The sequence below is a fragment of the Blochmannia endosymbiont of Camponotus modoc genome (assembly GCF_023585785.1).
Classification (GTDB): domain Bacteria; phylum Pseudomonadota; class Gammaproteobacteria; order Enterobacterales; family Enterobacteriaceae; genus Blochmanniella.
The window spans coordinates 471,754-496,134 of the sequence record NZ_CP097765.1; the positions used below are offsets into that span (position 1 = coordinate 471,754).

Consider the following 24,381-nt stretch of genomic DNA (forward strand, 5'->3'; position numbering starts at 1 on the left):
TTATATTAGATCTCACATATTTTAAATATGTTGGGTGTGTGTAAATATAAAGAAACTAAAAATCAAGCTTATATAATATATCAACCGCTTGTTGGTTGCTGCCGGACGTAACTTCTAAATACAGTTGCGAACACAAGCAATAACGTACCGTTATTGTTGTCAATAAATCAAAAATGCCAATTCCATATTTAATTTGCAGACCAGGAGCAATATATCCACTTAACGCAACCAACGGTGCGGTACCAATATCTTGAGTATTTAATGTTAAATCTTGAACACCAAATATCTTTCCTATTTTGTTAATAAACTTCTCGCTATTCCTAACAGTTGCTCCGATTAATAGCGATGTTACTATGTTCGTATCTGTATTCAAAGGAATTACATTTTTACTGCCGCCTAATAAATAAGATGTTATCTCTTGTGGGGAAAGAGATAATGAATCAGAGAAAATTTCTATTTTTGGTTGACTAAAGGTACCAGTAATTCGTATACCAACTATACTCCCTTCTTTTTCTTTAATACTAGAAGGATCACAAATTGCTTCAATATCGATATATGGTTGGTTTATCGCTCCAGAAAACAATAATTGTCCTTTTCGTATTATCAAATTTTGTCCATATGCTTGAAAACAACCAGAAGGTATGTCAATATGGCCTGTTAATGCTAAGTGATTTTTATTGTATTCAATTTCTAAATTACCTCTTAATTTTGTACGAAAACCCAATCCGTTAAAATTAACATCATTGCCAAGGCATACGTTAATATTAGCAGAAAAAGAAATAAATAAATTTTTAGAATTATTTAAAATCAGTTGGAAATTATCATCTAACAAAATTTCCTCTGAAGAAATATTTGTTATATTTTTTGAATACTCCTTCACTTCAATATGAGCCCAAGGGATTTCAACATTGCCTTCTATATGAATTTTTTCTGAAGTAATTGTACAAGTAAAATCAGGAGATATCTTCATTTTTATTTCTGGAGACATACAAAAATTAATTTGGTTGCCTCGTATTTTAAAAAATGCACGTATATTATTAATAGAATCAAAATTCATAATATTCCCATTTAAATGCAACCTGTATCCATAATCCGTATCTATTGTTCCATTTAATACAGCATGATCCCCAAAGAATTTTATAAAAAATTGACCATTTTTTACAAAAAATAGCGTATCAGGTTTATTAAAATTAAAATTTTTTAATTGTCCTGTACCATAAATTTTTATGTGATGTTTATATCCATCAAAATAAAGATTTAAATTTAATAATCCATTTATAGGTTCTTGTAACGAAATCAATGAATTAAAAAAAGATACTAACGAAACATTTTTAACGTATACATTTCCTACTAATTTAGATGTATTATGTAATTTAGTTATTTTAAACAATCCATGGATTTGATCATCATCTCCAATGTTCATGAACCACTTGCAATACGAAGTAGTTTGTGTCAATACGATTTTTGCAGTTATATTATTTATTGTAATCGGAAAAATTTCAGATTCTTCAATAGCAGATTTAATGTTACATTGATTTCCTGAAAATGAAATTATACCCTTGGGTAATAAGGTTCCTAATATCCAATAACAATCTGTACAATATATACGAACAGTATGCATGTTCATTAATCTTGGTAATAAAATTTTTAAAGAAACTACATTTAAATTTTTAAATGCATCATTCACTTTATTCAATATGTTCTCTTTTAAAACATGAGAAATAGGGATTGTGCAATCAACAACTTCCCAGTAATGTGAATTAAGGATAACTTTTCGAGTTAAATATTGATAAGTAAGAACAATATCTTGCATTAATTTCCATGTTCCTATTGAAGTAACAATGTTTGTTTTATTAATTTTACTATTCCAAGTTTTATGAAAAAGATCTAAATTTCCAAAAAGCTTTACTTGACCAGATAACATATCGCCATAAGCAACTAAATCCAAATAATGTTCTTTAATATTACCTTGTCCTTGCATAATTAATTTACGTAACGATAAAATTCCACACTTTATCTGATTTGCTTGAAAAAAAATTTTGCTTTGTATAACAGTATCATAACAAATATCCCCGTTTATCATTATTTTATCAAAATTAATGTTTTTATCGTGCCAATACAAGGAACATGCATCAATATTTAACAACAGTCTAGGAGAATATTTAACGGGACTATATAATTTAAATTTCCCATATACACTACCATTTAATCCAGGTATAAGCACGTTGCAATCTGGCGCCGCAAACACAATGTTAAAAATAGAATCTCTTTTCAAATCTTCTTGTATTTTTAACACATTAGGACCCCATTTAATTAGTAATGAGGGTATTTTCCATGTACCAGTTGAATTATTGTATAATATGCCTATGCATGAAATACTATTATTTTCTATACTCCCATTGAGATTTAAATCAGATATTGTTATGTCCCAAGCGTCAGAACATACATGTCCTTGCATATTGATGTTACCTGACAAATTTATAGGACATTTTAACCATTTTTGAAAAATATTTATTTTGTTTAACACACACATACTGTCCCAACTAATTATATCACCCACCCAATTAACCATTCCTTGTATATCAAGATATTCTTCTAATGCAGTCATTCTTAATTTAGAAATAGAACAACTATTAACATCTCCCTGAGCGCTCATAACTATATGTACTAATGATGAAAATTGAGCGCTACTTAATTTAGATGTTATCTGAATGGAATAATTTTTTATTTCACCATTGACAGATACATCAAGCTCTTCTATTAAATAATCATTCTTTCCTAAAAAAGAAAGTGGTATTTTTCTACCAACTATAGATATAGTTATGGGCGTACCAAATTGTATTATCTTAGTTTTTAATAATACATGTACTGTAGAAATAACACCTAAAAAATCACAATAAAGGCGTATCTCATTATATAATTCTCCTACGATAACTAATTTTATTTTACTTACGTCCTTTTTCTTTATATTGGTAGAATTACTACTAGTATTAAAATGATATTTCGTATAATTGAGGCTTATATTGATTGGGTAATACTCTTTAAATATTATGCTACCTATTGCATTAAGGTATCCATATGGACATTTAAGATTCAACTTAATATTTGCAGTCTGATTATATAAATATGTCTGTAAATAAAAATAATTAATAATATAAGAATTATTATTATCAAAAATATAAAAATTCTCTCCTGTTATATCCTTTAGAATTATATTTATAGGAAGATTAAAAGAAGGTAATATTATTAATAATTTACTAGACAATGATTTTAGTAAATACTTTATATTTCGTTGATTATTACTATACTTATATATATCTATCGCATTGGTTGTTATATTTAATGCATTTACATCGGGAATATTTAAAACTGCTCCTTTAATATTTACAGGTAAAATTGTCAATAAATTGTCTTGAAATGTTAATTCAGTATCTAATTTGGTTACTTCAAACGTAATGTTATTTAAATGAATACAAGTATTATTCAATACTATATTCTTTAATATTACTGGGAATGGGATAGAAAAAGTATTATCTATTTTTATCCCTTCGTATTTTTTATCTAATTTATTCGTCGCATCGTTTTTTTTTATTTTTATACAAACATCTTCCAAAAAAAGATGATTAATATATATTTTTTTATTCCATATATCTTTTAGATTTAAAAAAACATCACATTTATCAACGTTAATTACACCTATCGAGGTTTCATATACTAAATGAGTTATATTAAAATTACCCCAAGTTCCAGAAACAGAATCAAATTCTAAACCAGGAATACAATACGTAATTCCTGTAAAAGTTAAATATGCTCCTATATTAGTACCTAATAAAAACACAAAAAATCCACATACTATTGATATCCATAATAAAAAAATAACATAGATTTTTTTTATAAAAATCATAAATCTGGTCCTAAACTGACGTATAAATATAAAAAATGATGATTTATCTTGCCTTTATGAATCAATGGAGTTGCTACGTCCAATTTTATAGGACCTATTGGTAATTTCCAGCGCGCTCCAATACCTATACCAGATTTAAAACTATTCCATTTGATATCATTAGTAATCTCTCCTGCGTCTATAAAAATAGCTCCCCACCATTTATTAATTACATTATATTGATATTCAAATGTAGTAGTAATAAGTTTAGTAGCGACACCTACAAAAGATTCAGAATTATCATAAGGATACAAAGATTTATATTTATATCCACGGATACCATTGTTTACATTGGAAAAAAATCGCAACATTAAATCAACAGATGAAAAATTGTTGGTATTTATCCAACTTAAGTTTCCACGAGCCAAAATACGATGTTTTTTTAATAATGTCCGAACCCAAACATTTTGAACTTGCACAGCAATAAAATTAACATCCGATCTCCAACAATTATTAGATATATTGATTGAATAATTCTGACTATCTCCCCAATACGGTATTATTTCTCCACGTTTTCGAATACGAGACACATTTATCCCTGGATAAATCAACATTATATTTTTAATGATATAATTATTAGAACAATGATTAAAGTGCCAATGCACATTAATTGAACGTTGCCATTTATGGGAACAATTCCAATAACGAGCTATATTTATGGTCATAACACTAGACCGAACATTATGTGTATCTTCATGTATCAACCCTCCTTGTAATAAATAATATTCTTCTAATGGATTAGAAAACAATGGAATTTTATAACTTAAGTCAAAAACTTGTTCTGGCTTAGATAAACTAAAATTAGTTTCTAAACTATGTCCATGTGCGTTAATCCACGGTTTTTTCCAAATGATTTTAGTTCTAGGGCCTGTATCGATAGCATAACCAGATCCAGTTGCAAAATTATTTTTTGCACAAGGATAGAGAAAAATATCTAATATTATTTTTTTTTTTTGTTGAGGACGCATATAATCTGAAGAAATCGATATTGATTCAAACCAATTAGTGTAAGAAAATCGGCGATTTAATTCCATAACAGATGTAGCACTGTAATATTCTCCCGATCGTATATTAGATATTTTTTTTAAATAATCTTCCTTAATTTGACTACCATGAAACTTAATTTTTTCAAAAACATAACGCTGACCACTATAAAAATCTATGTTCCAAACGCTCTGACAACGAGAAGGCATGACAATAAGTTGACTATTTTGGAACTTGGCATCAAAATATCCTTTAAATAAAGCTAAGTTATATAGTTTATTTTTAAACTGTTCATAATCATTGTGATTCAATCTTTTCCCAATAAAAGATTTGCTATCTTTTATTATTTTCTGGTAATCAACGTCCTTTATACCATCTCCTCGTATAACGACATTTACTTCAGTAACTACAACTGGATCCCCAGGGTCAACTTTAATAACTAATAGATCGGAGTTTTTGTTCAAAGACTTAAGTGGAAAAAAAATCAATGTAGGGGCATAATAACCTAGTGGGCGTAGTCCAGTTCTAATTGCATTGTCTATTTTTTTTTTAAATCTGAATCTATATGCTTTACATTAGTATGTATATTCAATAATTTTTGGCGTACATTATAATCTAATTCACTATTTAATCCTTCTACTTTTAAATTGATGCTACTATTACATATTAGTGGTGTAAAAAAATACATTATTAAATACAACCGTATTGTCATATACTTTTTCAGATCCTTAAACATATACCGAATCCTTGACTATATCAAATATTTAAATAAAGTAATGTTCATACTCCATTAATACACTATATTATATATAACCCTTGTAAAAACATAGTATATAATTTACATGTATTAAATGTAATATACACATATTTTATAATTTTAAAACATAAAACCCATTTAAAAAAAACATATTAATAAATTAACAATCCAAACACTGATAGTAATTATTTATCTAACTAATATAAATAATTACTATCAGTGCATATAATCAATCAATGCGATGAAACTTGAAAACCAGGATTTAAAAAAGACTGATTGATATTTTTATAATGCAATGGATTACCATTCCAATCATTAACAACGGCGCCAGCTGCTCTAGCGATTACATGACCAGCAGCCGTGTCCCAAATTTTAGTACAAGAAAATCTTGGATAAAATTGAGCACTACCTTCTGCTATTAAACAAAATTTAAATGAAGATCCAATATTAACAATTTTATAGTTTTTCAACCTGTTTAAAAAATTATATAACTTATATTGATCGCAACAAAAATTACTACGACTCATCACTACAATTGGATAACGAGACATACGTACTGCAATATTTATACGTTCTCCTCTAGCATTAATCTTCCATACTTGTCCATTATCTGCAGCATATAACACATTATACACAGGAACATACACTACTCCCATAATAGGTTGACCGTACTCAACGAAAGCAATGTTAACAGTGAATTCGCCATTGCGTAATAAGAACTCTTTCGTTCCATCTAAAGGATCTATTAACCAAAAACAACTTCTATCTCTACATTCCCTCCATGTAGTAATATCTTCTTCAGATAAAATTGGAACTTCAGGTGTCAAATTTTTTAAACAGTACACGATCACCTTATGAGAGAACAAATCAGCATTAGTTACAGGAGATGTATCTAACTTTTTATACGCGTTTAACTTTAAACCTCCATTATAAATCCTCATAATTTCTATTCCAGCTTTACGAGCAATACAACTTATTTTTTCAACCATTTTATGATAAAAAATCATCATACATATCCTTAATAAATTTTTGCGCACTCCATAGCATAAATCCGAAAACACAATATAGTAACAGTAGATTTATAAAATGCATACTTAGTTTTAAGGAATCATATACTATAATTATTAATTGAAATAAAAGATACGCACACTCGTGTTTATATCTCTTTCCGCAAAACATATATACTTTAATATTCTTGTATTACAATAATTAAAAAATTTTAATAAATTTTTTACGATAAATAATGATAAAAATTATTGTATTAATTATAATTATTTACTCTTAAGTATTTCATCAAGAATAATGACGTTTATTTTAGAAAAAATATCATTATAAATATGAATATTTATGCTATATGTACCAATAGTTCTTAATACATCATGATTAGGTAATCTAATCTGAGATTTAGAAATATTAAAACCAGAAGCTGCTGTAATTGCAGTAGCTATATCACGAGAACCAATGGAACCAAACAATTTCCCTTCAACACCTGATTTAGCTTTAATAGTAATACTACCTAACTTATTAATGGTTTTTGCGCAAAATTCAGCCTGAGTTTGCGCCTCTATAGCTTTAGCTTGTAACTCAATCTGTTGTGCTTTAAATATTTCAATATTTTTTTTTGTAGCTGGCATTGCTTTAGATTTTGGTATTAAAAAATTACGGGCATAACCTGAACGCACAATAATTTCTGATCCCATATTTCCAAGTTTATCGATATTGTCCAGCAAAATAATCTTCATTGTTATTTCCATTATAAAATATACAAATCATATTCATTCACAAAGCATTACACTTTACTGATGATGATCAGTATATGGTAGTAAAGACAGATAACGCGCTCTCTTAATGGCACGTGCTAACTGCCGTTGATATCTTGCTCGCGTTCCAGTGATTCTACTTGGAATGATCTTTCCGCTTTCTATAATAGAATGCTGTATTGTGACAAGATCTTTATAATCAATATTAATGCATTTTTCCGCCGTAAACCTACAAAATTTGCGATGACGTACAAAACGTGCCATAATTAACTCCATACTTCATTATAAAAATACATATAAGTGAGTGTAATCAACTTTTTTACAATTAAAATTGTTATCTTTCTCCACATTAAAAATCTATCAATATATTTCTATGCTTGCAATTATTATTTTTACTACAAAAAATTTACAAAAATACACTAAACCAACACAATACTGAATATATTTAAATAAAACTGTCAACTTATTTACTTCGTACTTGAGCCCATATGTATTTCATTATACTATGTATTAGGTTGTATAATGCTCTTTGTTTTCTTCTCTTTTTTTCATCATAAGAGATGGTTCAACTACTGCATGTTTAGTTCGTACAATCATACTACGTATAATATTTTTATTAAAACGAAAATCATCATTTAATTCTTTGACAGTATCTTGAGATGCTTCTATATTCAATAAAACATAATAAGCTTTACAAAGCTTATTAACTGGATATGCTAATTGGCGACGTCCCCAATTTTCTATGCGATGAACTTTACCTTGAGCATTAGTAACAATTGTTGTATAGCGATTGATTATGCTAGATATTTCTTCGCTAAAATCAGGATGTACCATAAAAACTATTTCATAATAACGCATATATTATTTTCCTTTCATTGTCAATCTTCCACTTGTATTGAAAGTAACAACATTCTTAAAAAATTATAGATATTTATATTTTTACGTGTTTATCCTTAAATAATTTTTTATATAAATTCTCAAACTTCATCTTCTATGAAGCAGACCATACCATATATGATGTCAATCATCATTATTTATATTGCCAACGCTGTCTTAATGCTTCAAACAAACATATTCCTGTAGCTACTGAGACATTAAGCGATGTCGCAACTCCTAACATTGGGATAGTAACTAATTCATCGCATTTTTTCTGAGTCAGATAACGAATACCATTCCCCTCGGAACCCATTACAAAAGCTAACGGCCTAATTAATTTGCTGTTAAAAATTAGACGTTGTGATTGCATTACAGTGCCAATAATCCAGATATTATATTTTTTAAGTAATTGTAACGTTCTAATTAAATTAGTTACTTGCATAAAAGGTATATTATCTACAGATCCACTGGCCACTTTTCTAACCGTTCCATTTAAACATGCTGAACGATTACGTGGTGCAATGACTATGTGTGCCCCGGCTGCATCTGCAGATCTCAAACATGCACCCAAATTATGTGGATCAGTCACTCCATCTAATATCACTAATAATGGGGTAGTTTTACATTGCTTTAAGAAATCCGGTAAATCATTTTCTTTTATACAATCATTGGGAACTATTTTAACAACAATACCTTGATGCAACGCACCTTGCGTTTGAATATCTAACTGTCGACGACTACATTCTCGAATGCTAATTCGACGTTGTTTTATTTGATCAATTAACAATTTCAAACGCAAATCTTTAGATTTCTGCATAATACATACAGACAAAATTCGATGTGAATAATTATCTAAAACTGATTTTACTGCATGTATGCCGTATACTAATTCACTCATTTCATTTATTAAAATAATTACTTCAACATACAGTATTGCAATAAATTTTTAAAGTATTCCATATACTATTATTATGAGAGTCATCAATTTAAATATAACTAAGATGATTTATTTAAATATTTTATTTATCGTAACCGTATTTCTAATACAATTAGAAATATAACTTAATATTTATTTACCACACAAATAATCCTCTATTCAAAATAAGGTATCAATTTCTTCATATCAATCAAGAATTAAACGGATTACGTAATATTATTATTGCAGAGCGGTCTGAACCGGTAGAAACAATATGTATAGGAACCCCAATAAGTTCCTCTATACGTTTTACATAAAGCTGTGACTCCTTAGGAAGCTGATGAAATTCCGTGATACCTACGGTACTTATCATCCAGCCAGGTAATGTTTCGTATATAGGTACACAATTTTCCAGTTCTTCCAAAGAACATGGAAAATTGTGTATTACTTGTCCATTTTTCTTGCGATATGCAATACAAATTTTTAGCTCTTTTAAGCCATCCAAAACATCAAGCTTTGTTAAACAACACGAAAAAAAAGAATTAATTTTTACAGAATACCGCACTGATACCGCATCGAACCAACCAGTACGACGACGACGTCCAGTAGTAGAACCAAATTCATTTCCATTCATACATAACCAATTACCTATATCATTTGACAATTCTGTAGGAAAAGGACCAAATCCAACACGAGTAGAATACGCCTTTACAATACCTAAAACATAATCAATATAATTAAGACCAACTCCCGCACCAACACTTACACTCCCAGCAATAGTATGAGTGGAAGTAACATAAGGATATGTTCCATGATCAATATCTAATAAACTACCCTGTGCTCCCTCAAATATCACTGAATCACCCCGTTTTGCAGCATCATCTAATAACTCAGGCACATCAACAACCATATCTATCAGTATGTCAGATATCGACATAACTTCATCTAAAACAATCTGATAATTGATAGGCTGTGTTTTATAATAATGAATTAATTGAAAATTATAATAATCGACCACATCTTTCAACTTATTTTGAAAATTTTTTAGATTATACAAATCGCTGACTCGCAAAGCACGTCGTGCAACTTTATCCTCATATGATGGCCCAATACCGCACCCCGTGGTACCAATAGCTCTAGAGATATGATTATTTTCTCTAGCCAAATCCATTGCTACATGATAAGGTAGTAACAGAGGGCAGGATGCAGAAATAAATATGCGTTTACGCGTTGACACACCTAGTGTGTGTAACATTTTTATTTCTTTTATTAAAGAAACTGGCGATAATACAACACCGTTAGCAATAACAGTAGTAACATGATTATGCAAAATTCCAGAAGGAATTAAATGTAAAGTTATTTTTTTATGGTCTACTACAATAGTATGGCCAGCATTGTGCCCTCCTTGATAACGTACTACATATTGAGCTCGGGAAGTTAACCAATCAACTATTTTTCCTTTACCTTCATCACCCCATTGAGCTCCTAACACAACAATACTTCTAGCCATTTCTTAAAGTCGCCTATTAATTCAAATTAACTATTTGTGATAAAATTAAATATATAATTTCTATGGCATACACCATATATAATATACATTCTATACATCTACATATCAAACATAAGGAATAATAACTATCCAAGAATATACTTAACTACATCATTAATTATTAAGCCCGGTAATACTTTTTGGTGATTTCATAAAACGTAAAAAATCAGTTTCTGCGCTTAACACCATAAGATCATTATTGTTTTTCTTAAAACTATTCTCATATGCACGTAAGGTACGTACTAAAACATAAAATGAAGGATCTTCATTAAAAGTAGTAGCATATAGTTTAGCTGTTTCTGCGTCAGCTTCACCCCGAATGATCAATGACTGACGTTTAGCCTCAGCTAGAGTACGTGTTACTTCATAATCTGCTGTAGCACGTAATTTTTCTGCTTCTTCTCGTCCCTGTGATCTATGACGTCTAGCAACAGCATCACGTTCTGCACGCATACGTTGATAAATTGCATCAGACACTTCTGTTGGTAAATTAATTTGCTTAATTCGTACATCCACTATCTCAATACCCAATGCAGCCATACTGTTTGGATTAACCAAATCAGAAACACGATATTGTTCTTGCATTGACGAGTCATAATTTTTCGAATGAAAATTAAATTTTTTAATGTTATTATTAAAATGAGATCCTGATACTTCCTCTCCTGAAGTTCCATGATTTAACGATGCACGTACATCGGTCATTAATTTATTTCGAGAATCTGTCACAATACCTTGAACATTCAATCTCCCTAATTCTGAACGTAAACGATCGGAAAATTTTCTCTTTATCAGTACTTCTGCTTGACAAATATCACCCCCTCCTGTTGCTAAATAATATCGACTCAAATCGCTAATACGCCATTTTACATAAGAATCAATAATCAAATCCTTTTTTTCCATAGTAACAAAGCGATCTGCTTGATTGTCCATAGTCTGAATACGTGAATCTAAAATTTTTATTGTCTCAATAAATGGAATTTTTATATGCAATCCTGGATTGTAAATTAATGAATTGTTATCTGCATCGCGTAATACTTTTCCAAAACGCAATATAATACCCTTATGCCCTTCTTCTATTGTAAATAAAGAAAAAAATAATACTATTATTACACATATAAAAAATGAAAAAAAATTTCGTATCATCTACGACTCTCTCCCTTTGCGCGCAATATCAACACGTTGTATATTAGCCTGTCTTTGGTCTAATACTTTTTCTTTAGGTATAGAATTTGCATGACGAGACAGACGGCTACTTTTTGATATTAACTGCGCATTATTCATGTTAGCATCACTATTAGCACATATTTGATTTAAGTTTAAAGCGTCATCAGTATTATCAATACTATCAGAATATACAATATCATTGTTATCTTTAATCTGTTTTAATTGACCTGAAGGTAGTAATAGTACATTCTGTGTATCTTTTGAATTTACAAATATTTTTCTAGTATTGCTTAACACACGCTCCATGGAATTAATATATAATCGATCACGAGTAATTTCAGGAGCTGCTTTATATTCTGGCAAAATTTTAGTAAATCTTTGTACTTCACCTTGCGCTTCCAAGATAGTACGTGCTTTATACGCACGACCTTCCTCTAAAATACGTTGCGCGTGTCCATTGGCGCGTGGTTGTACTTCATTGGCATAAGCTTCAGCCTCTCGAATATATTGTTGTTCATTTTCTCGGGCGGCAATAGCATCATCAAACGCTGCTTTTACCTCTTCTGGGGGGCGAGCTGTTTGAAAGTTTACATCTAATAAAGTAATACCCATATTATAAGGGTGTATCGTTTTTTCTAACACTCTTCGAGTATCACTACGTACCACCGTACGTCCTTCTGTTAAAATACGATCCATATTATATTTCCCAATAACTCCACGCAAAGCACTATCAGTAGCTTGACGCAAACTATCGTCAGCATCAATAACGTTAAATAAATAGTTTTTTGGATCAGTTACACGGTACTGTACATTCATCTCTACTCGAACTACATTTTCATCTGAAGTCAACATCATACCAGAAGCTGCTAATTCACGTACTGATTCTACATTTACTGGAATTACAACATCAAAAAAAGTAGGCTTCCAATTTAAACCTGGTTGTACTAAATGATGATATTTTCCAAATCTTAAAACTACCCCGCGTTCTGCTTCTTTAATCGTGTACAAACCACTAATAATCCACGCAAAAACAACAATAATTAACATTAAAATTATAAAAATGCTTTTATTTTTAGGAAATTTTTCTGAATCTTTATTTTTCTTGCTAAATATATTTAATTTATTAGTTATTTTATCCAAATATTTATCCGAATCTAATATATTAAATTCAGATTTATTCTTATCTTCAATAGAAGAACGATCTACATCATTCTTATCATGATGTCCCCATGGATCATGAATATATTTATAGTTATTAAGATAATTACAAATCATATTTTCCTCACACATTATATGAGTGATCTATATATATTCCCTTTGTTTTAAAAATATTAAATAATATAATCTATCAATAATTTATTATTTTTTAATAAACGACCCCAATTTACAGAAGATAAATATATTTTTAACCTAATATAATTATGATCTTCAACCCAATATTGTTTAACAACTTGTAGTTTATATAACTTCTCACATAAACCGTTACTTATAGGCATTCGTAATTCATAAGAAATCATATAGTTTGATAGCAATTCATTAATAGCTTGTACCAATAAAGAAAGACCTAAACTATTTTGAGCTGATATCCAGACCCGTATTGGACAACCATGATTATCTCGGTCAATACGTGGCACTATTTTTTTTAATTGATCTATCTTATTCATCACCAAAATCCTTGGAACATTATGAACGCTCAAATTACTTAAAATACAATGTACCGTGTTAATATTTTGTTCAAATCTTTCATCAGCAACGTCTACAACGTGTAATAATAGAGTTGCTTGTACTGTTTCTTGTAAAGTCGCCTTAAAAGAAGATATTAAACCGCGTGGTAAATTTTGAATAAAACCTACCGTGTCTGTTAATATAACATCATGTACACCTTTGTATACAATACGTCTACTTGTAGGATCGAGAGTGGCAAACAGTTTCGATGATGTATACACATGTGATGCGGTCATTGTGTTAAATAAAGTAGATTTTCCAGCATTTGTATATCCTACTAAAGAAACAGTAGGTACCCCAATTCTAACACGATGTCGTCTACCCTGTTCCCGTTGATTTTCTATTTTTTTTAGACGCAATAAAATTTGGTTCATCTCCTTACGTAATAAACGGCGATCACTTTCTAATTGCATCTCTCCCGCTCCCCCTCGTAAACCAATACCTCCTTTTTGGCGCTCAAGATGACTCCATTCATGTACTAAACGAGAATTTAAATGCCTCAGTTGAGCTAATTTCACCTGTAACTTACCTTCGTACGTACGTGCACGTTGCGCAAAAATGTTGAGAATCAGTTGATTCCTATCAATTATCTTGCATTTCAATAAACACATAAGATTCCGTTCTTGATGAGGAGATAAAATACAATTGAACAACACAATAGATACAGAATGATTTCTAATCATTCGTTCAAGTTCTAATGTTTTTCCGATCCCGATAAAATATTTAGCGTTACAAGTTTTACAATTACTAGTAAGAATATTCAACACCTCCATACCTGCTGTAGATGCCAAAGATAAAAATTCCTGTAAATTGAAATTTTCATTTTGTTTTTTTGTAGCAAAAAAAGTATGGACTAAAATAGATTGATTATCCGAATAACCTGAATCACACAATAAAAGTTACTCCACAAATAAGTTATACATATATAATCACATACGATGAAGTTATCACACATTTTATAGTATATCATACTTAATAGTATTCGGTAATACTACATTTAATACATAATCATACTTTAAAAATTAAAAAGTCTCTGAAACAAACGATCAGAATGTAGTGTGATTGCCAGAACGACCAACATAATATGAAACAACACGGGAAGGAACAATAGTAGATATAGCATGCTTATAAATCATTTGATTCACTGTATTTCTTAACAAAATCACAAATTTATCAAAAGACTCAATTTCTCCTTGTAATTTAATACCGTTTACCAAATAAATAAAAACCGGAACGCGCTCACGACGCAATACGTTTAAAAATGGATCTTGTAATGATTGAACTTTGTGCATTTTCAATTTCCTTAAAAATTAATTTTATATTATTCTAAACGGTCCAAATAAAGCAGATAACTTCAAATTTAATTTTTTAAAATTTTATATATTAGATGAATTTTCAATTAATATCTTCGATATACTATCAGTTGCATCAGATAAATTATCACTATCTAACCAACATAAATTCGGCCATCTACGCAGCCAGGTTAATTGTCGTTTCGCAAGTTGACGAGTAGCACAAATTCCTTTAATTATCATCTGATTATAGTTAATATCACCAGACAAATACTCCCACATTTGACGATAACCTACACAAGAAATGGACGATTTTACTTTTTTTGTATGCAAATCAGATCGATTAAATAATCTGATAACTTCATCTTCAAATCCGATATCTAACATTCTATGGAAACGTTTCTCAATTCGTTTATGCAATAAATCACGACTTGATGGAACAATAGCAAATTGATGAAATCGATATTTCAGTTTTTGACTATTAATTAGTTTTAATTCTGTCCATGTTTTGCCAGAAATAAAAAAAATTTCTAATGCTCGGATTATTCTCTTGTGATCATTTAAATGAATTTTGTTGGCCGAAATCGGATCAATATGTTTTAATAAATTGTGTATATTTATCCATCCCGTTCTTTTTGCTTCATATTCCAGATCATCACGAATTTTTTGGTTAGTTGCTGGTAAAAAAAACAACCCTTCTAGCAGAGTTTTAAAATATAACATTGTTCCACCCACCAACAAAGGTGTATGTTCAGACTGTATAATGTTTTCCATTTCATTATCCGCATCACGATAAAAATCTGCCGCTGAATAACATTCAACTGGATCGAGAATATCTATCAATTTATGCGGAGCTAGTTTTAATTCTTCAGGAATAGGTTTAGCTGTACCGATATCCATATCACGATATATCGAAGCCGAATCAACGCTGATAATGTCTATTTTTTCTTTTCTTTTTTTTAAAGCTATAGCTAAACTTGTTTTTCCAGAAGCTGTAGGACCCATTAAAAATATAGCTAATGGCTGATGTTTAATAAAATTCTCCCTTAATTATATAAAATCAAAAATGTTATTACCTGAAATCATTTCTATAATTTATCAAAAATTCAATTATTTCGAGACACATATTCACTCTTATATATATAAATATATGCAATAAATATTAATAATTATTGCTGAAAAAGACTGAATGTATAATAACTTATTTAATATAATAATTGTTGCTTTTTTATTTATTAATTTACAGTAAATACATTTTTTTAAGATTATGAATGATCTAATAATTTTTGTTGTGACATTATGAAATAAGAACGTAAGCCTTTGTACAAAGCATTAGCTATTTTTTCTTGATATCCACTACTAACCAACAGAAATTCGTCTTTTACATTACTAATAAATCCAGTCTCTACTAAAATAGACGGAATATCAGGAGATCGTAATATACCAAAACTAGAATACTCAGGTATATCCTTATGTAAAGGAGTAATATTTTTTAATTGACGTAAAACATGTGCTGCAATATCATACCCTGCTCGTTGAGCGTAACCAAATTGCAAATCTAAAACTAAATGATTAAAATACGGATCACTATGATCACTGGTCAGTATATCTCCCAATCCTCCCAATAACTCTGCGTGTTTCTCACTACGTTGTAGCCAATGTATCATTTCACTTTTAGCACGACGATTCGATAACACCCAAATTGACGCCCCTCTAACATTAGTATTTAAAGCAGAATCTGCATGAATAGACACTAATACATTTGCTTCTCTTTTTCGAGCCAAATTAGAGCGTTCCATGACCGATAGAAAATAGTCCCCATCCCGAATCATAACAGCTTTAAAACTCGGGTCTAAATCCAATAATATTTTTAGTTTTTTAGCTATGTTAATTGTAATATTTTTTTCATATATTCCATGGAGACCTGTAGCTCCTGGATCCTGCCCTCCATGTCCAGCATCTATAGCTACAATAATAGGAGATAATATCTTATTGTGATTCTGATTTTTTCTAAATTGCGTATCTATTACTTTCTTTTGATTATTTATCACTTGACCTGAATTAACACGAATTTTACTATGTATAACGGGTGATGTTTTGCGAGTATTTACCTCAGGAATAGTAAATTTTTTTTTCAAAATTGTTAATATAATACAATAATGTTCTTTTATTTGTTTTTGTGTTACTGTTCCTATGTCTGAAGGAGAAGTTAGATCTAATACTATGCGTATACTTTGGTGATTCAGAGATGTATTTGTTCGAATGCACTTAACTAAATTAGTACCATTAAAATTTATTGGAAATATATTTTTTTGAACTTTAGATGTTTTTAAAAGATCTATTACAATTCTTTCCGGGTTATGTAAGGAAAATATCATATACACAGGAACAACAACGCTATCTAATGTTACTATAGCTTGGTTTGCATTATTGGTAACAGAAATTGAACTAAGAGTTGATGCTATAACTGGTTCAACACATAAATATCTTGAAAATATTGTCATTACGAAAATTATTTCGTATTTTAACTTCATGTGTCTAACTTCCAACATTCTAACAAAGCATCTAACATTTTGTGACCTAAATTACTAAAAGATTCTATAATGACTTGCCTAGATTCTTTACGATCATGATAATTTATCGTAACTGAAATATCTTCTTGCGGTAAAATTCCCATTCCTTGTTTTGGCCACTCTATTAAGCATACAGTACGACCATCAAAATAATCTCTAATTCCCATGTACTCCAGTTCTTCTGAAGAAATTAACCGATAAAAATCAAAATGACACACACGCCAATGTGTCAAAACATAAGATTCAATTAAAGTGTAAGTAGGACTATGTATATGGCCATTATGTCCTAATGCATGTAAAAATCCCTTACAAAAAACAGACTTTCCTGATCCTACATGGCCATTTAAATAAATCACACAACCTTGAACACAAACAGAAGCCAAAGTCGCACCTAATGACAGAGTTTTTAATTCATCAGATAACGCCAATACATATTTCTTCATCATTATATAAATTTAAGATCTTATACACCAAAATGTTTTTATAAGTAAAATAATATAAGAAATCTTAACATAATCAGTTATTATTCGATTAATTTTTGTAGATACATAACAATATATATAAAACTTATATAACAAATACAAAATTACAAAAAACACTAATTACATCTCTCTACATTAAATAAAATTTTTTAATTTTAATTAAAAATAATAATCTATACACATTTAAAACTAATTTATATTACTATAGATTATACCAGAAAATGATTTACTCTTTATATCAATGTTCTAATTTGAAACAAAGAGTAAGAGCAAATAAATGTCTAATCAAATGTATTGAAAAAATCGTAGACTATACATACTCATAAGACCGAAAATAATTTTGTTATATTCGCTATCTATCAATTTGCCAAATTCATTACCGTATCAATAAATATACATGCTCAATTTATTTTTAAATAACAAACAATTCCTGATTTATATATAATTACCCACTCTAAAATATATTAATATTATGCTTATTTTAAACTTCATTTGGAATTAAAATATATAATGGTAATCAATAATATAAAAGCTAAATACTAAAAATGGAGCGGGAAACGAGATTTGAACTCGCGACCCCAACCTTGGCAAGGTTGTGCTCTCCCAGCTGAGCTATTCCCGCTTACTTTAAATAAACAAATAAAAATATTATAGTTATTTATTTCAATGACCCTACATCACATATTTAGCAACAGTTACGAACTACACCAATTAACTATTTTATTAATTGATTTTTCTTACGCTTTCAAATAATAATCTATATTATTAATTTTATGACGCCTTATAATTGTATAAAATACTTGCGATAATACATTAATTCTGAAACAGATTCACGAATATCATCCAATGCACAATGAGTTTTCTGTAACCGTAATCCAGATATCAAATCTGGTCTCCAACGAATCATTAATTCTTTAATCGTGCTCACATCTAAATAACGATGGTTAAAATATGATTCTAATTCTGGCATATATCGGAATAAAAATAGACGATCCTGAGCTATACTATTTCCGCATATCGGTGATTTTTTAAAACCGACCCAATTTCTTAAAAATTTTATTATCAAATTAGATGCGCTAATCTCATCCAATGTACTATATCTCACCTTTTCTATTAATCCGGTAGCACTATGAACACGTGTGTTCCAATCATCCATTAATAACAACTGAGATTCAGATTGATGTATTGATATAACAGGACCCTCTGATAAAATATTCAATTTACTGTCGGTAACTAAAGTAGCTATTTCCAAAATACGATCCCATTCTGGATTTAGTCCAGTCATCTCTAGATCAATCCATATCAAATTATCATCACGCATATAACCCCGCTTACACTCATATACTGAATACTTACTTCAATAAATGACAGTACTACAATACTAAATTATTTTATTTATATTACTCACATTATTCTTAATCTATATTAAATATTCATGAAATTTATCTAGTATTGTTTGTATATAACGCTAACAAATATCAATCTGCAATTTTAAAATTTTTAGATTAATACTAACATATTCTGTAAACACACATCAAATATTAAAAAATAAATCATCACATTATTTAAATAAAATTACAGATTTATTATTTACAAATTTCATTTGTACAATATTTCAGAAGTAATAAAATTAATTACTAACAAATTGCAAACAATTTCAGCTATAAATTTTAATAATACTACAAACGAATAATTACTTTTTATCTCAAATTTAAAATGAATTCATAATCTATAAAGATTTCACGTAACTACATTTATAAACGTGTATAACTGCATATACTCTTAAAAAATCAACAAAAACTATATCATTAATGATCACTATGACTTCATCGATTTTTATCGACAATAAAATTAACTTTATTTCTGCAATGAAACTGTAGACAACTTTTACAACTTTTGTGCGATTAATAACATATTATATGGTATACTCATTTTTAGAAGAAATATGAATTTCCAACGCGATCTAACAGCGAAATACATAATCTAATCACTATCTCGTAATTACAAATTAATCATCCAAATTAGGTATACATTATGTTAGAAAAAATACAGATTTTATTGCAATATTTACTACCAAAGTACTGGATTACTTATTTGGTAGGACTTGGAGCTTCATGGAAAGGTGGATGGATAACACGTTATGCTATTTTGTTATTCATCCATATTTATAAAATAGACATAAAAGAATCCGATAAACCTAATTTAACCGATTATGCAACATTTAATGCATTTTTTACTCGAAAGCTACATAAAAATGCCCGACCTATCGATACCAACCCATCTACGTTAATTATCCCAGCAGATGGGATCATCACTCAAATAGGAAAAATAAGCCAAACAAATATCTTTCAGGTAAAAAATACCCCTTATCATTTGGATGGGTTACTAGCAGGTCATGACAATATCATTGACTATTTTATTAATGGAAGTTTCGTTATTATTTATATACCTCCACAAAACTGCCATCGTATCTACATGCCTTGTACAGGCACACTCCGTGAAGTGCTATATATACCCGGTAATTTATTTTCAGTACATCCAAAAATTACTAAAAACATGCCTAATATATTTTCTCGTAATGAAAGAGTCATTTGTTTATTTGAAACAAATTTTGGCTATATGGCTCAAATTTTAATTGGTGCTATAATAGTAGGAAGTATTGAAACTACATGGCTAGGCACAATTACCCCTCCACGCGAAGGTATTGTCAGACATTGGCGTTACTCATCAAATAATACAAATACTGATGATTCAATAACATTACAAAAAGGACATGAAATGGGTTTATTCAAGTTAGGATCTACTGTTATTAATTTGTTCGGTGATAAAAAAGTTATTTTAAACAATCTACTACAACCGTATGATATTGCTCGTATTGGCATGCCTTTAGCGCAAGGATATAGTCAAAGAAAATAATTACACGTAGTTTACGTTATATATTTTTCAGGATCATGCAATAATATTGTGTATATATGGTTACTATTCACAAGAAAACTATATTTTTTAAATATTTTTTTTTATTGACATACATAATAACATGGTTACTTCCATTAGTAACATTTTCTTATAATTTTTCAAATGAACAAGAAATAAAAAAATATTTACAATATGCGCAGCAAAAAAAACATATAAATGCTCATCAAAAAGCCATTATAGATAATCTGCAATCTGCGTTGCACTTTATTTCTGAACAAAAATATTCTAATATTAAAATTCAAGAATACCAAAAAATCATAAACGACTTTTCATACATAACTCTTCAATTATGTGAAGAGTATAATAATACATCCAATACCATTATTAATATTGATAAAAATCTTTCTGAAAATGAACTAAAACAAAAATTATTTCGCATTGATAATCAATTAACAGATTTGTCAGAGCAATTAAAACAAGAACACGATCACGTACGTTCTATCAATGAATTATTGATATTATTACCGCAACAACAAGTTGCAGCTCAAAATATATTAAATAATTTAGAGCAACGACAAATATTATATACAAATGCAAATACTTTAATAGAACAAGCTAAATTTACTGTGCTACAATCAGAACAAGCAGCTAGACAACTAAAAGTGGCCGAACTTAAGCTTGCTGAACTAAGCATCAACAATCGTAAAGAATTATCTCGGCTACGCATAGAATTACTTAAAAAAAAATACAATTATATAAACAATGAAGCACGCATACTAAGACACCAGTTAAATTATTTGTGTCAAAAAGAAAAAAACCAATCCATTGAATATATCAAAAAAACATTAGCAGAACATAATAACACATTACCAAAATCCATCGAAAAACAATTACAAATCAATCGTGATCTTTCAATTATTCTAAATCAACAAACACATCGCATGAACAATATCGAATCGAGTAAGCAAGAAGTTGCGTCATGTATATTACAAGTACGCCAAACCTTCAACAAATTAATTGAACAAGCACAGTGGTTAGATACATCTTCAGTTCTTAAAGAAACGCTGCGTTCTCAAGTCTCTAAATTACCAGAAATACCTAAATACCGACAACTAGATCATGATATGACGCAACTAAGAACTAAACGTTTACAATATGAAAATCAATTGAATAAAATAATACCACTATCATCACAAATTAAACAAGACGACGGAACACCACTAACAGCCCCCCACAAACATATTCTGGAGACACAACTCACCATACAACGTAACCTTATCACTTCATTATTGAATAGTTTTGACGCACAAATCTTAGAATTAACAAAATTAAAAGTTGCTCATAAACAGCTTAAAGAAGCACTACAAGATATACAAAAAGCTGCACATCGCCATTTATTTTGGACCGCTGATTTTTACCCAATTACTATATCTTATCCTTTAAACGTTTATCGAGATTTATACAAACTATTAGCTTCAGATGAGTTTAATTACCAAATAATATCTTCGTTAAATAAGATCTGTACTATTCGCAAAACACTGATACTAATAATATTGTGTATTATAATATTGACTGGATTGTATTGTGCTATACATCATCATTATCAAACATTTTTAGAACAATCTAGTAAAAAAATAGGCAAAGTAAATCAAGATAGTTTCTTACTCACTTTTTATAATATATGGTACTCAATGTTGATAGCTTTACCAATCCCGATATTATGGGCGTTCGTAGGGTATAATTTGAATCATGATTGGTTATATCCTATTTCTGTTGCAATTAATGATGGAATTAAGGTTACAACTTTCATATTATGGATATCTATAGTAGGCGCTTATTTTTCGTCTTCAAAAGGATTATTTATCGTTCATTTTGGTTGGTCTAAAAAAAGAGTTCAACAAGTTTTTTCGCATCATTATACATGGGCTGTTGGAACAATTGTTTTTTTAATAATGATGCTAACTATATTTAATAATTATAACGATAGAGAGTTTTCCAATACTTTGGGTCGTTTGTGTTTTATTCTATTATGTATTTATTTAACTTTTATTACCAATAACCTAAAACACTCTGGATTGCCTTTGTATTTAAACAAATATGATTCTTCTGACAATATTATTAATCATGGTTTATGGAATATAATAATATGCGCACCAATAGTAGCAGCAATTTCTTGTATATTAGGCTATTTATTTATCGCACAAGAACTATTAACACGACTGGAAATATCGTTATTCATTTGGATTATATCATTAATCATATACCATATAATTCGTAGATGGACATCGATCCAACGCCGTCGTATTGCTTTTGAACGCGCCAAACAAAAACGAATTCTACAATTAACTCTAAGAACACATAATGAATCTAATTTTTCTCAACTACTACAAACTAATAAATTGGTATCTAATAATGAAAAAAATAGCAAGATTTTAGATTTAGATACCATTAGTACGCAATCATTGCAATTGATACGATCTATTATTACTATTATTGCCTTATTATTAATGACTTTATTATGGTCTGAATTACATTCTTCATTTTCTTTTTTAGAAAACATTACATTATGGGATGTCACTTCTACTATAAAAGGGGTAAACAATATTCAACCTATAACATTAAATTCATTTCTTATTGCTATCCTAGTAATTGTTATTACCACAAAAACAGTGAAAAACTTACCAGCATTTTTAGAGCTTACCGTTTTACAACATTTAGACCTCACACCAGGTACAGGATATGCTATTACCACACTAATTAAGTACATATTAATGTTCCTGGGTGGAATAATAGGATGTTCTTTGATAGGCATAGAATGGACTAAAATACAATGGTTAATAGCAGCATTAGGTGTGGGATTAGGTTTTGGATTACAAGAAATATTTGCTAATCTCATATCTGGTTTAATGATACTTTTTGAAAAACCAATTCGTATTGGTGACACCGTAACTATTAACAAACTCACCGGTAATATTACTCGAATTAACACTCGCGCAACTATTATTACTGATTGGAATCATAAAGAAATCATTATTCCAAATAAAGAATTTATTACAAAACAATTCATTAATTGGTCTTTATCGGATACATTAACACGAGTAGTACTACGTGTACCTGCTCCTTTTCAAACAGATATGAAAAAAATAGTAAAAGTTTTATTACAAATAGCAAAAGATTCTTCTTTTTCCTTAAATACCCCGCCTCCAGAAGTATATTTAGTAGATTTACAACAAGGACTACCTATGTTTGAAATACGAATACATATATCAGATATAAAACTGCGTATGCCTCTATGTCATCAAATGCATATGTTAATTATAGAATATTATCAAAGTAATGGAATAAAATTACCATACATACCTAATTATCTTTATAATAATCAACTGTCTGTTAATAATTTTGATTCTAACTACCCGAACACAAATTATGACACAATAACATAAG

At 29.3% G+C, this 24,381-nt stretch carries 18 protein-coding genes, 1 tRNA gene and 1 pseudogene; 2 read left to right on the forward strand and 18 right to left on the reverse strand.

Annotation, left to right across the window (positions count from 1 at the left end; all coding sequences use genetic code 11):
* Positions 1-55 precede the first annotated feature (55 nt).
* The 18 genes and pseudogenes from tamB to orn form a co-directional block, all read right to left on the reverse strand.
* Positions 56-3,904, reverse strand: coding sequence for an autotransporter assembly complex protein TamB (gene tamB / locus M9396_RS02000; RefSeq protein ID WP_250256534.1), 3,849 nt, complete (start codon positions 3,902-3,904; stop codon positions 56-58).
* Positions 3,901-5,415, reverse strand: a complete 1,515-nt coding sequence (locus M9396_RS02005) for an autotransporter assembly complex protein TamA (protein ID WP_250256535.1) — start codon at positions 5,413-5,415, stop codon at positions 3,901-3,903. The genes tamB and M9396_RS02005 overlap by 4 nt, the downstream gene beginning before the upstream one ends.
* Before the next feature lie 50 nt (positions 5,416-5,465).
* Positions 5,466-5,663 carry a hypothetical protein gene (locus tag M9396_RS02010; protein WP_250241846.1) on the reverse strand — a complete coding sequence of 66 codons (198 nt, stop codon included), beginning with the start codon at positions 5,661-5,663 and terminating at the stop codon, positions 5,466-5,468.
* A gap of 254 nt (positions 5,664-5,917) precedes the next feature.
* Positions 5,918-6,673: a 3'(2'),5'-bisphosphate nucleotidase CysQ gene (gene cysQ / locus M9396_RS02015; protein WP_250242403.1), complete on the reverse strand. Its 756-nt coding sequence runs from the start codon at positions 6,671-6,673 to the stop codon at positions 5,918-5,920.
* Between the two features lie 282 nt (positions 6,674-6,955).
* Positions 6,956-7,426: a 50S ribosomal protein L9 gene (gene rplI / locus M9396_RS02020; RefSeq protein ID WP_250241845.1), complete on the reverse strand. Its 471-nt coding sequence runs from the start codon at positions 7,424-7,426 to the stop codon at positions 6,956-6,958.
* Positions 7,427-7,480: 54 nt separating this feature from the next.
* Positions 7,481-7,708 carry a 30S ribosomal protein S18 gene (gene rpsR / locus M9396_RS02025; protein WP_015344384.1) on the reverse strand — a complete coding sequence of 76 codons (228 nt, stop codon included), beginning with the start codon at positions 7,706-7,708 and terminating at the stop codon, positions 7,481-7,483.
* A gap of 246 nt (positions 7,709-7,954) precedes the next feature.
* A complete protein-coding gene (gene rpsF / locus M9396_RS02030) occupies positions 7,955-8,302 on the reverse strand; it encodes a 30S ribosomal protein S6 (RefSeq protein WP_250256536.1) in 348 nt (115 codons plus the stop codon).
* 172 nt (positions 8,303-8,474) lie between these two features.
* Entirely contained in the window at positions 8,475-9,218 is a 744-nt protein-coding gene (gene rlmB, locus M9396_RS02035) for a 23S rRNA (guanosine(2251)-2'-O)-methyltransferase RlmB (protein ID WP_250256537.1), read from the reverse strand.
* Positions 9,219-9,447: 229 nt separating this feature from the next.
* Positions 9,448-10,746, reverse strand: a complete 1,299-nt coding sequence (locus tag M9396_RS02040) for an adenylosuccinate synthase (protein ID WP_250256538.1) — start codon at positions 10,744-10,746, stop codon at positions 9,448-9,450.
* A 153-nt stretch (positions 10,747-10,899) separates the two neighbouring features.
* Complete coding sequence (gene hflC, locus M9396_RS02045; protein ID WP_250256539.1) at positions 10,900-11,928, reverse strand: protease modulator HflC; 1,029 nt, start codon at positions 11,926-11,928, stop codon at positions 10,900-10,902.
* Positions 11,929-13,224 (reverse strand): FtsH protease activity modulator HflK, encoded by a 1,296-nt coding sequence (gene hflK / locus M9396_RS02050; protein ID WP_250256540.1) that lies wholly within the window; start codon positions 13,222-13,224, stop codon positions 11,929-11,931.
* 56 nt (positions 13,225-13,280) lie between these two features.
* A complete protein-coding gene (gene hflX, locus M9396_RS02055) occupies positions 13,281-14,567 on the reverse strand; it encodes a ribosome rescue GTPase HflX (RefSeq protein WP_250256541.1) in 1,287 nt (428 codons plus the stop codon).
* A gap of 159 nt (positions 14,568-14,726) precedes the next feature.
* Positions 14,727-14,966 (reverse strand): annotated as a pseudogene (gene hfq / locus M9396_RS02060) (RNA chaperone Hfq); the annotation flags it as partial.
* Positions 14,967-15,050: 84 nt separating this feature from the next.
* A complete protein-coding gene (gene miaA, locus M9396_RS02065; RefSeq protein WP_250256542.1) occupies positions 15,051-15,971 on the reverse strand; it encodes a tRNA (adenosine(37)-N6)-dimethylallyltransferase MiaA in 921 nt (306 codons plus the stop codon).
* Between the two features lie 260 nt (positions 15,972-16,231).
* The gene (locus M9396_RS02070; RefSeq protein ID WP_250256543.1) at positions 16,232-17,500 is read right to left on the reverse strand and encodes an N-acetylmuramoyl-L-alanine amidase; all 1,269 of its coding nucleotides are present in this window, start codon (positions 17,498-17,500) and stop codon (positions 16,232-16,234) included.
* Entirely contained in the window at positions 17,497-17,985 is a 489-nt protein-coding gene (tsaE, locus tag M9396_RS02075) for a tRNA (adenosine(37)-N6)-threonylcarbamoyltransferase complex ATPase subunit type 1 TsaE (protein ID WP_250256544.1), read from the reverse strand. The genes M9396_RS02070 and tsaE overlap by 4 nt, the downstream gene beginning before the upstream one ends.
* 582 nt (positions 17,986-18,567) lie before the next feature.
* Positions 18,568-18,643: transfer RNA gene (locus M9396_RS02080), tRNA-Gly, on the reverse strand.
* 159 nt (positions 18,644-18,802) lie between these two features.
* Positions 18,803-19,342 carry an oligoribonuclease gene (gene orn / locus M9396_RS02085; protein WP_250256545.1) on the reverse strand — a complete coding sequence of 180 codons (540 nt, stop codon included), beginning with the start codon at positions 19,340-19,342 and terminating at the stop codon, positions 18,803-18,805.
* A 713-nt stretch (positions 19,343-20,055) separates the two neighbouring features.
* On the opposite strand from orn, the gene asd reads away from it, so the two are divergent.
* Both asd and mscM read left to right on the forward strand, forming a co-directional pair.
* Positions 20,056-20,937: an archaetidylserine decarboxylase gene (gene asd, locus M9396_RS02090; RefSeq protein ID WP_250256546.1), complete on the forward strand. Its 882-nt coding sequence runs from the start codon at positions 20,056-20,058 to the stop codon at positions 20,935-20,937.
* A 56-nt stretch (positions 20,938-20,993) separates the two neighbouring features.
* Positions 20,994-24,380: a miniconductance mechanosensitive channel MscM gene (gene mscM, locus M9396_RS02095; protein WP_250256547.1), complete on the forward strand. Its 3,387-nt coding sequence runs from the start codon at positions 20,994-20,996 to the stop codon at positions 24,378-24,380.
* Position 24,381: the final 1 nt, after the last annotated feature.

What these genes read in the sequence shown, in the direction of transcription:
- tamB (WP_250256534.1), bottom strand. Translation starts at nt 3,904, where the DNA reads ATGATTTTTATAAAAAAAATCTATGTTATTTTTTTATTATGGATATCA.
- M9396_RS02010 (WP_250241846.1), bottom strand. Translation starts at nt 5,663, where the DNA reads ATGTTTAAGGATCTGAAAAAGTATATGACAATACGGTTGTATTTAATA.
- cysQ (WP_250242403.1), bottom strand. Translation starts at nt 6,673, where the DNA reads ATGGTTGAAAAAATAAGTTGTATTGCTCGTAAAGCTGGAATAGAAATT.
- rplI (WP_250241845.1), bottom strand. Translation starts at nt 7,426, where the DNA reads ATGAAGATTATTTTGCTGGACAATATCGATAAACTTGGAAATATGGGA.
- rpsR (WP_015344384.1), bottom strand. Translation starts at nt 7,708, where the DNA reads ATGGCACGTTTTGTACGTCATCGCAAATTTTGTAGGTTTACGGCGGAA.
- rpsF (WP_250256536.1), bottom strand. Translation starts at nt 8,302, where the DNA reads ATGCGTTATTATGAAATAGTTTTTATGGTACATCCTGATTTTAGCGAA.
- rlmB (WP_250256537.1), bottom strand. Translation starts at nt 9,218, where the DNA reads ATGAGTGAATTAGTATACGGCATACATGCAGTAAAATCAGTTTTAGAT.
- M9396_RS02040 (WP_250256538.1), bottom strand. Translation starts at nt 10,746, where the DNA reads ATGGCTAGAAGTATTGTTGTGTTAGGAGCTCAATGGGGTGATGAAGGT.
- hflC (WP_250256539.1), bottom strand. Translation starts at nt 11,928, where the DNA reads ATGATACGAAATTTTTTTTCATTTTTTATATGTGTAATAATAGTATTA.
- hflK (WP_250256540.1), bottom strand. Translation starts at nt 13,224, where the DNA reads ATGATTTGTAATTATCTTAATAACTATAAATATATTCATGATCCATGG.
- miaA (WP_250256542.1), bottom strand. Translation starts at nt 15,971, where the DNA reads ATGGGTCCTACAGCTTCTGGAAAAACAAGTTTAGCTATAGCTTTAAAA.
- M9396_RS02070 (WP_250256543.1), bottom strand. Translation starts at nt 17,500, where the DNA reads ATGAAGTTAAAATACGAAATAATTTTCGTAATGACAATATTTTCAAGA.
- tsaE (WP_250256544.1), bottom strand. Translation starts at nt 17,985, where the DNA reads ATGATGAAGAAATATGTATTGGCGTTATCTGATGAATTAAAAACTCTG.
- orn (WP_250256545.1), bottom strand. Translation starts at nt 19,342, where the DNA reads ATGCGTGATGATAATTTGATATGGATTGATCTAGAGATGACTGGACTA.
- asd (WP_250256546.1), top strand. Translation starts at nt 20,056, where the DNA reads ATGTTAGAAAAAATACAGATTTTATTGCAATATTTACTACCAAAGTAC.
- mscM (WP_250256547.1), top strand. Translation starts at nt 20,994, where the DNA reads ATGGTTACTATTCACAAGAAAACTATATTTTTTAAATATTTTTTTTTA.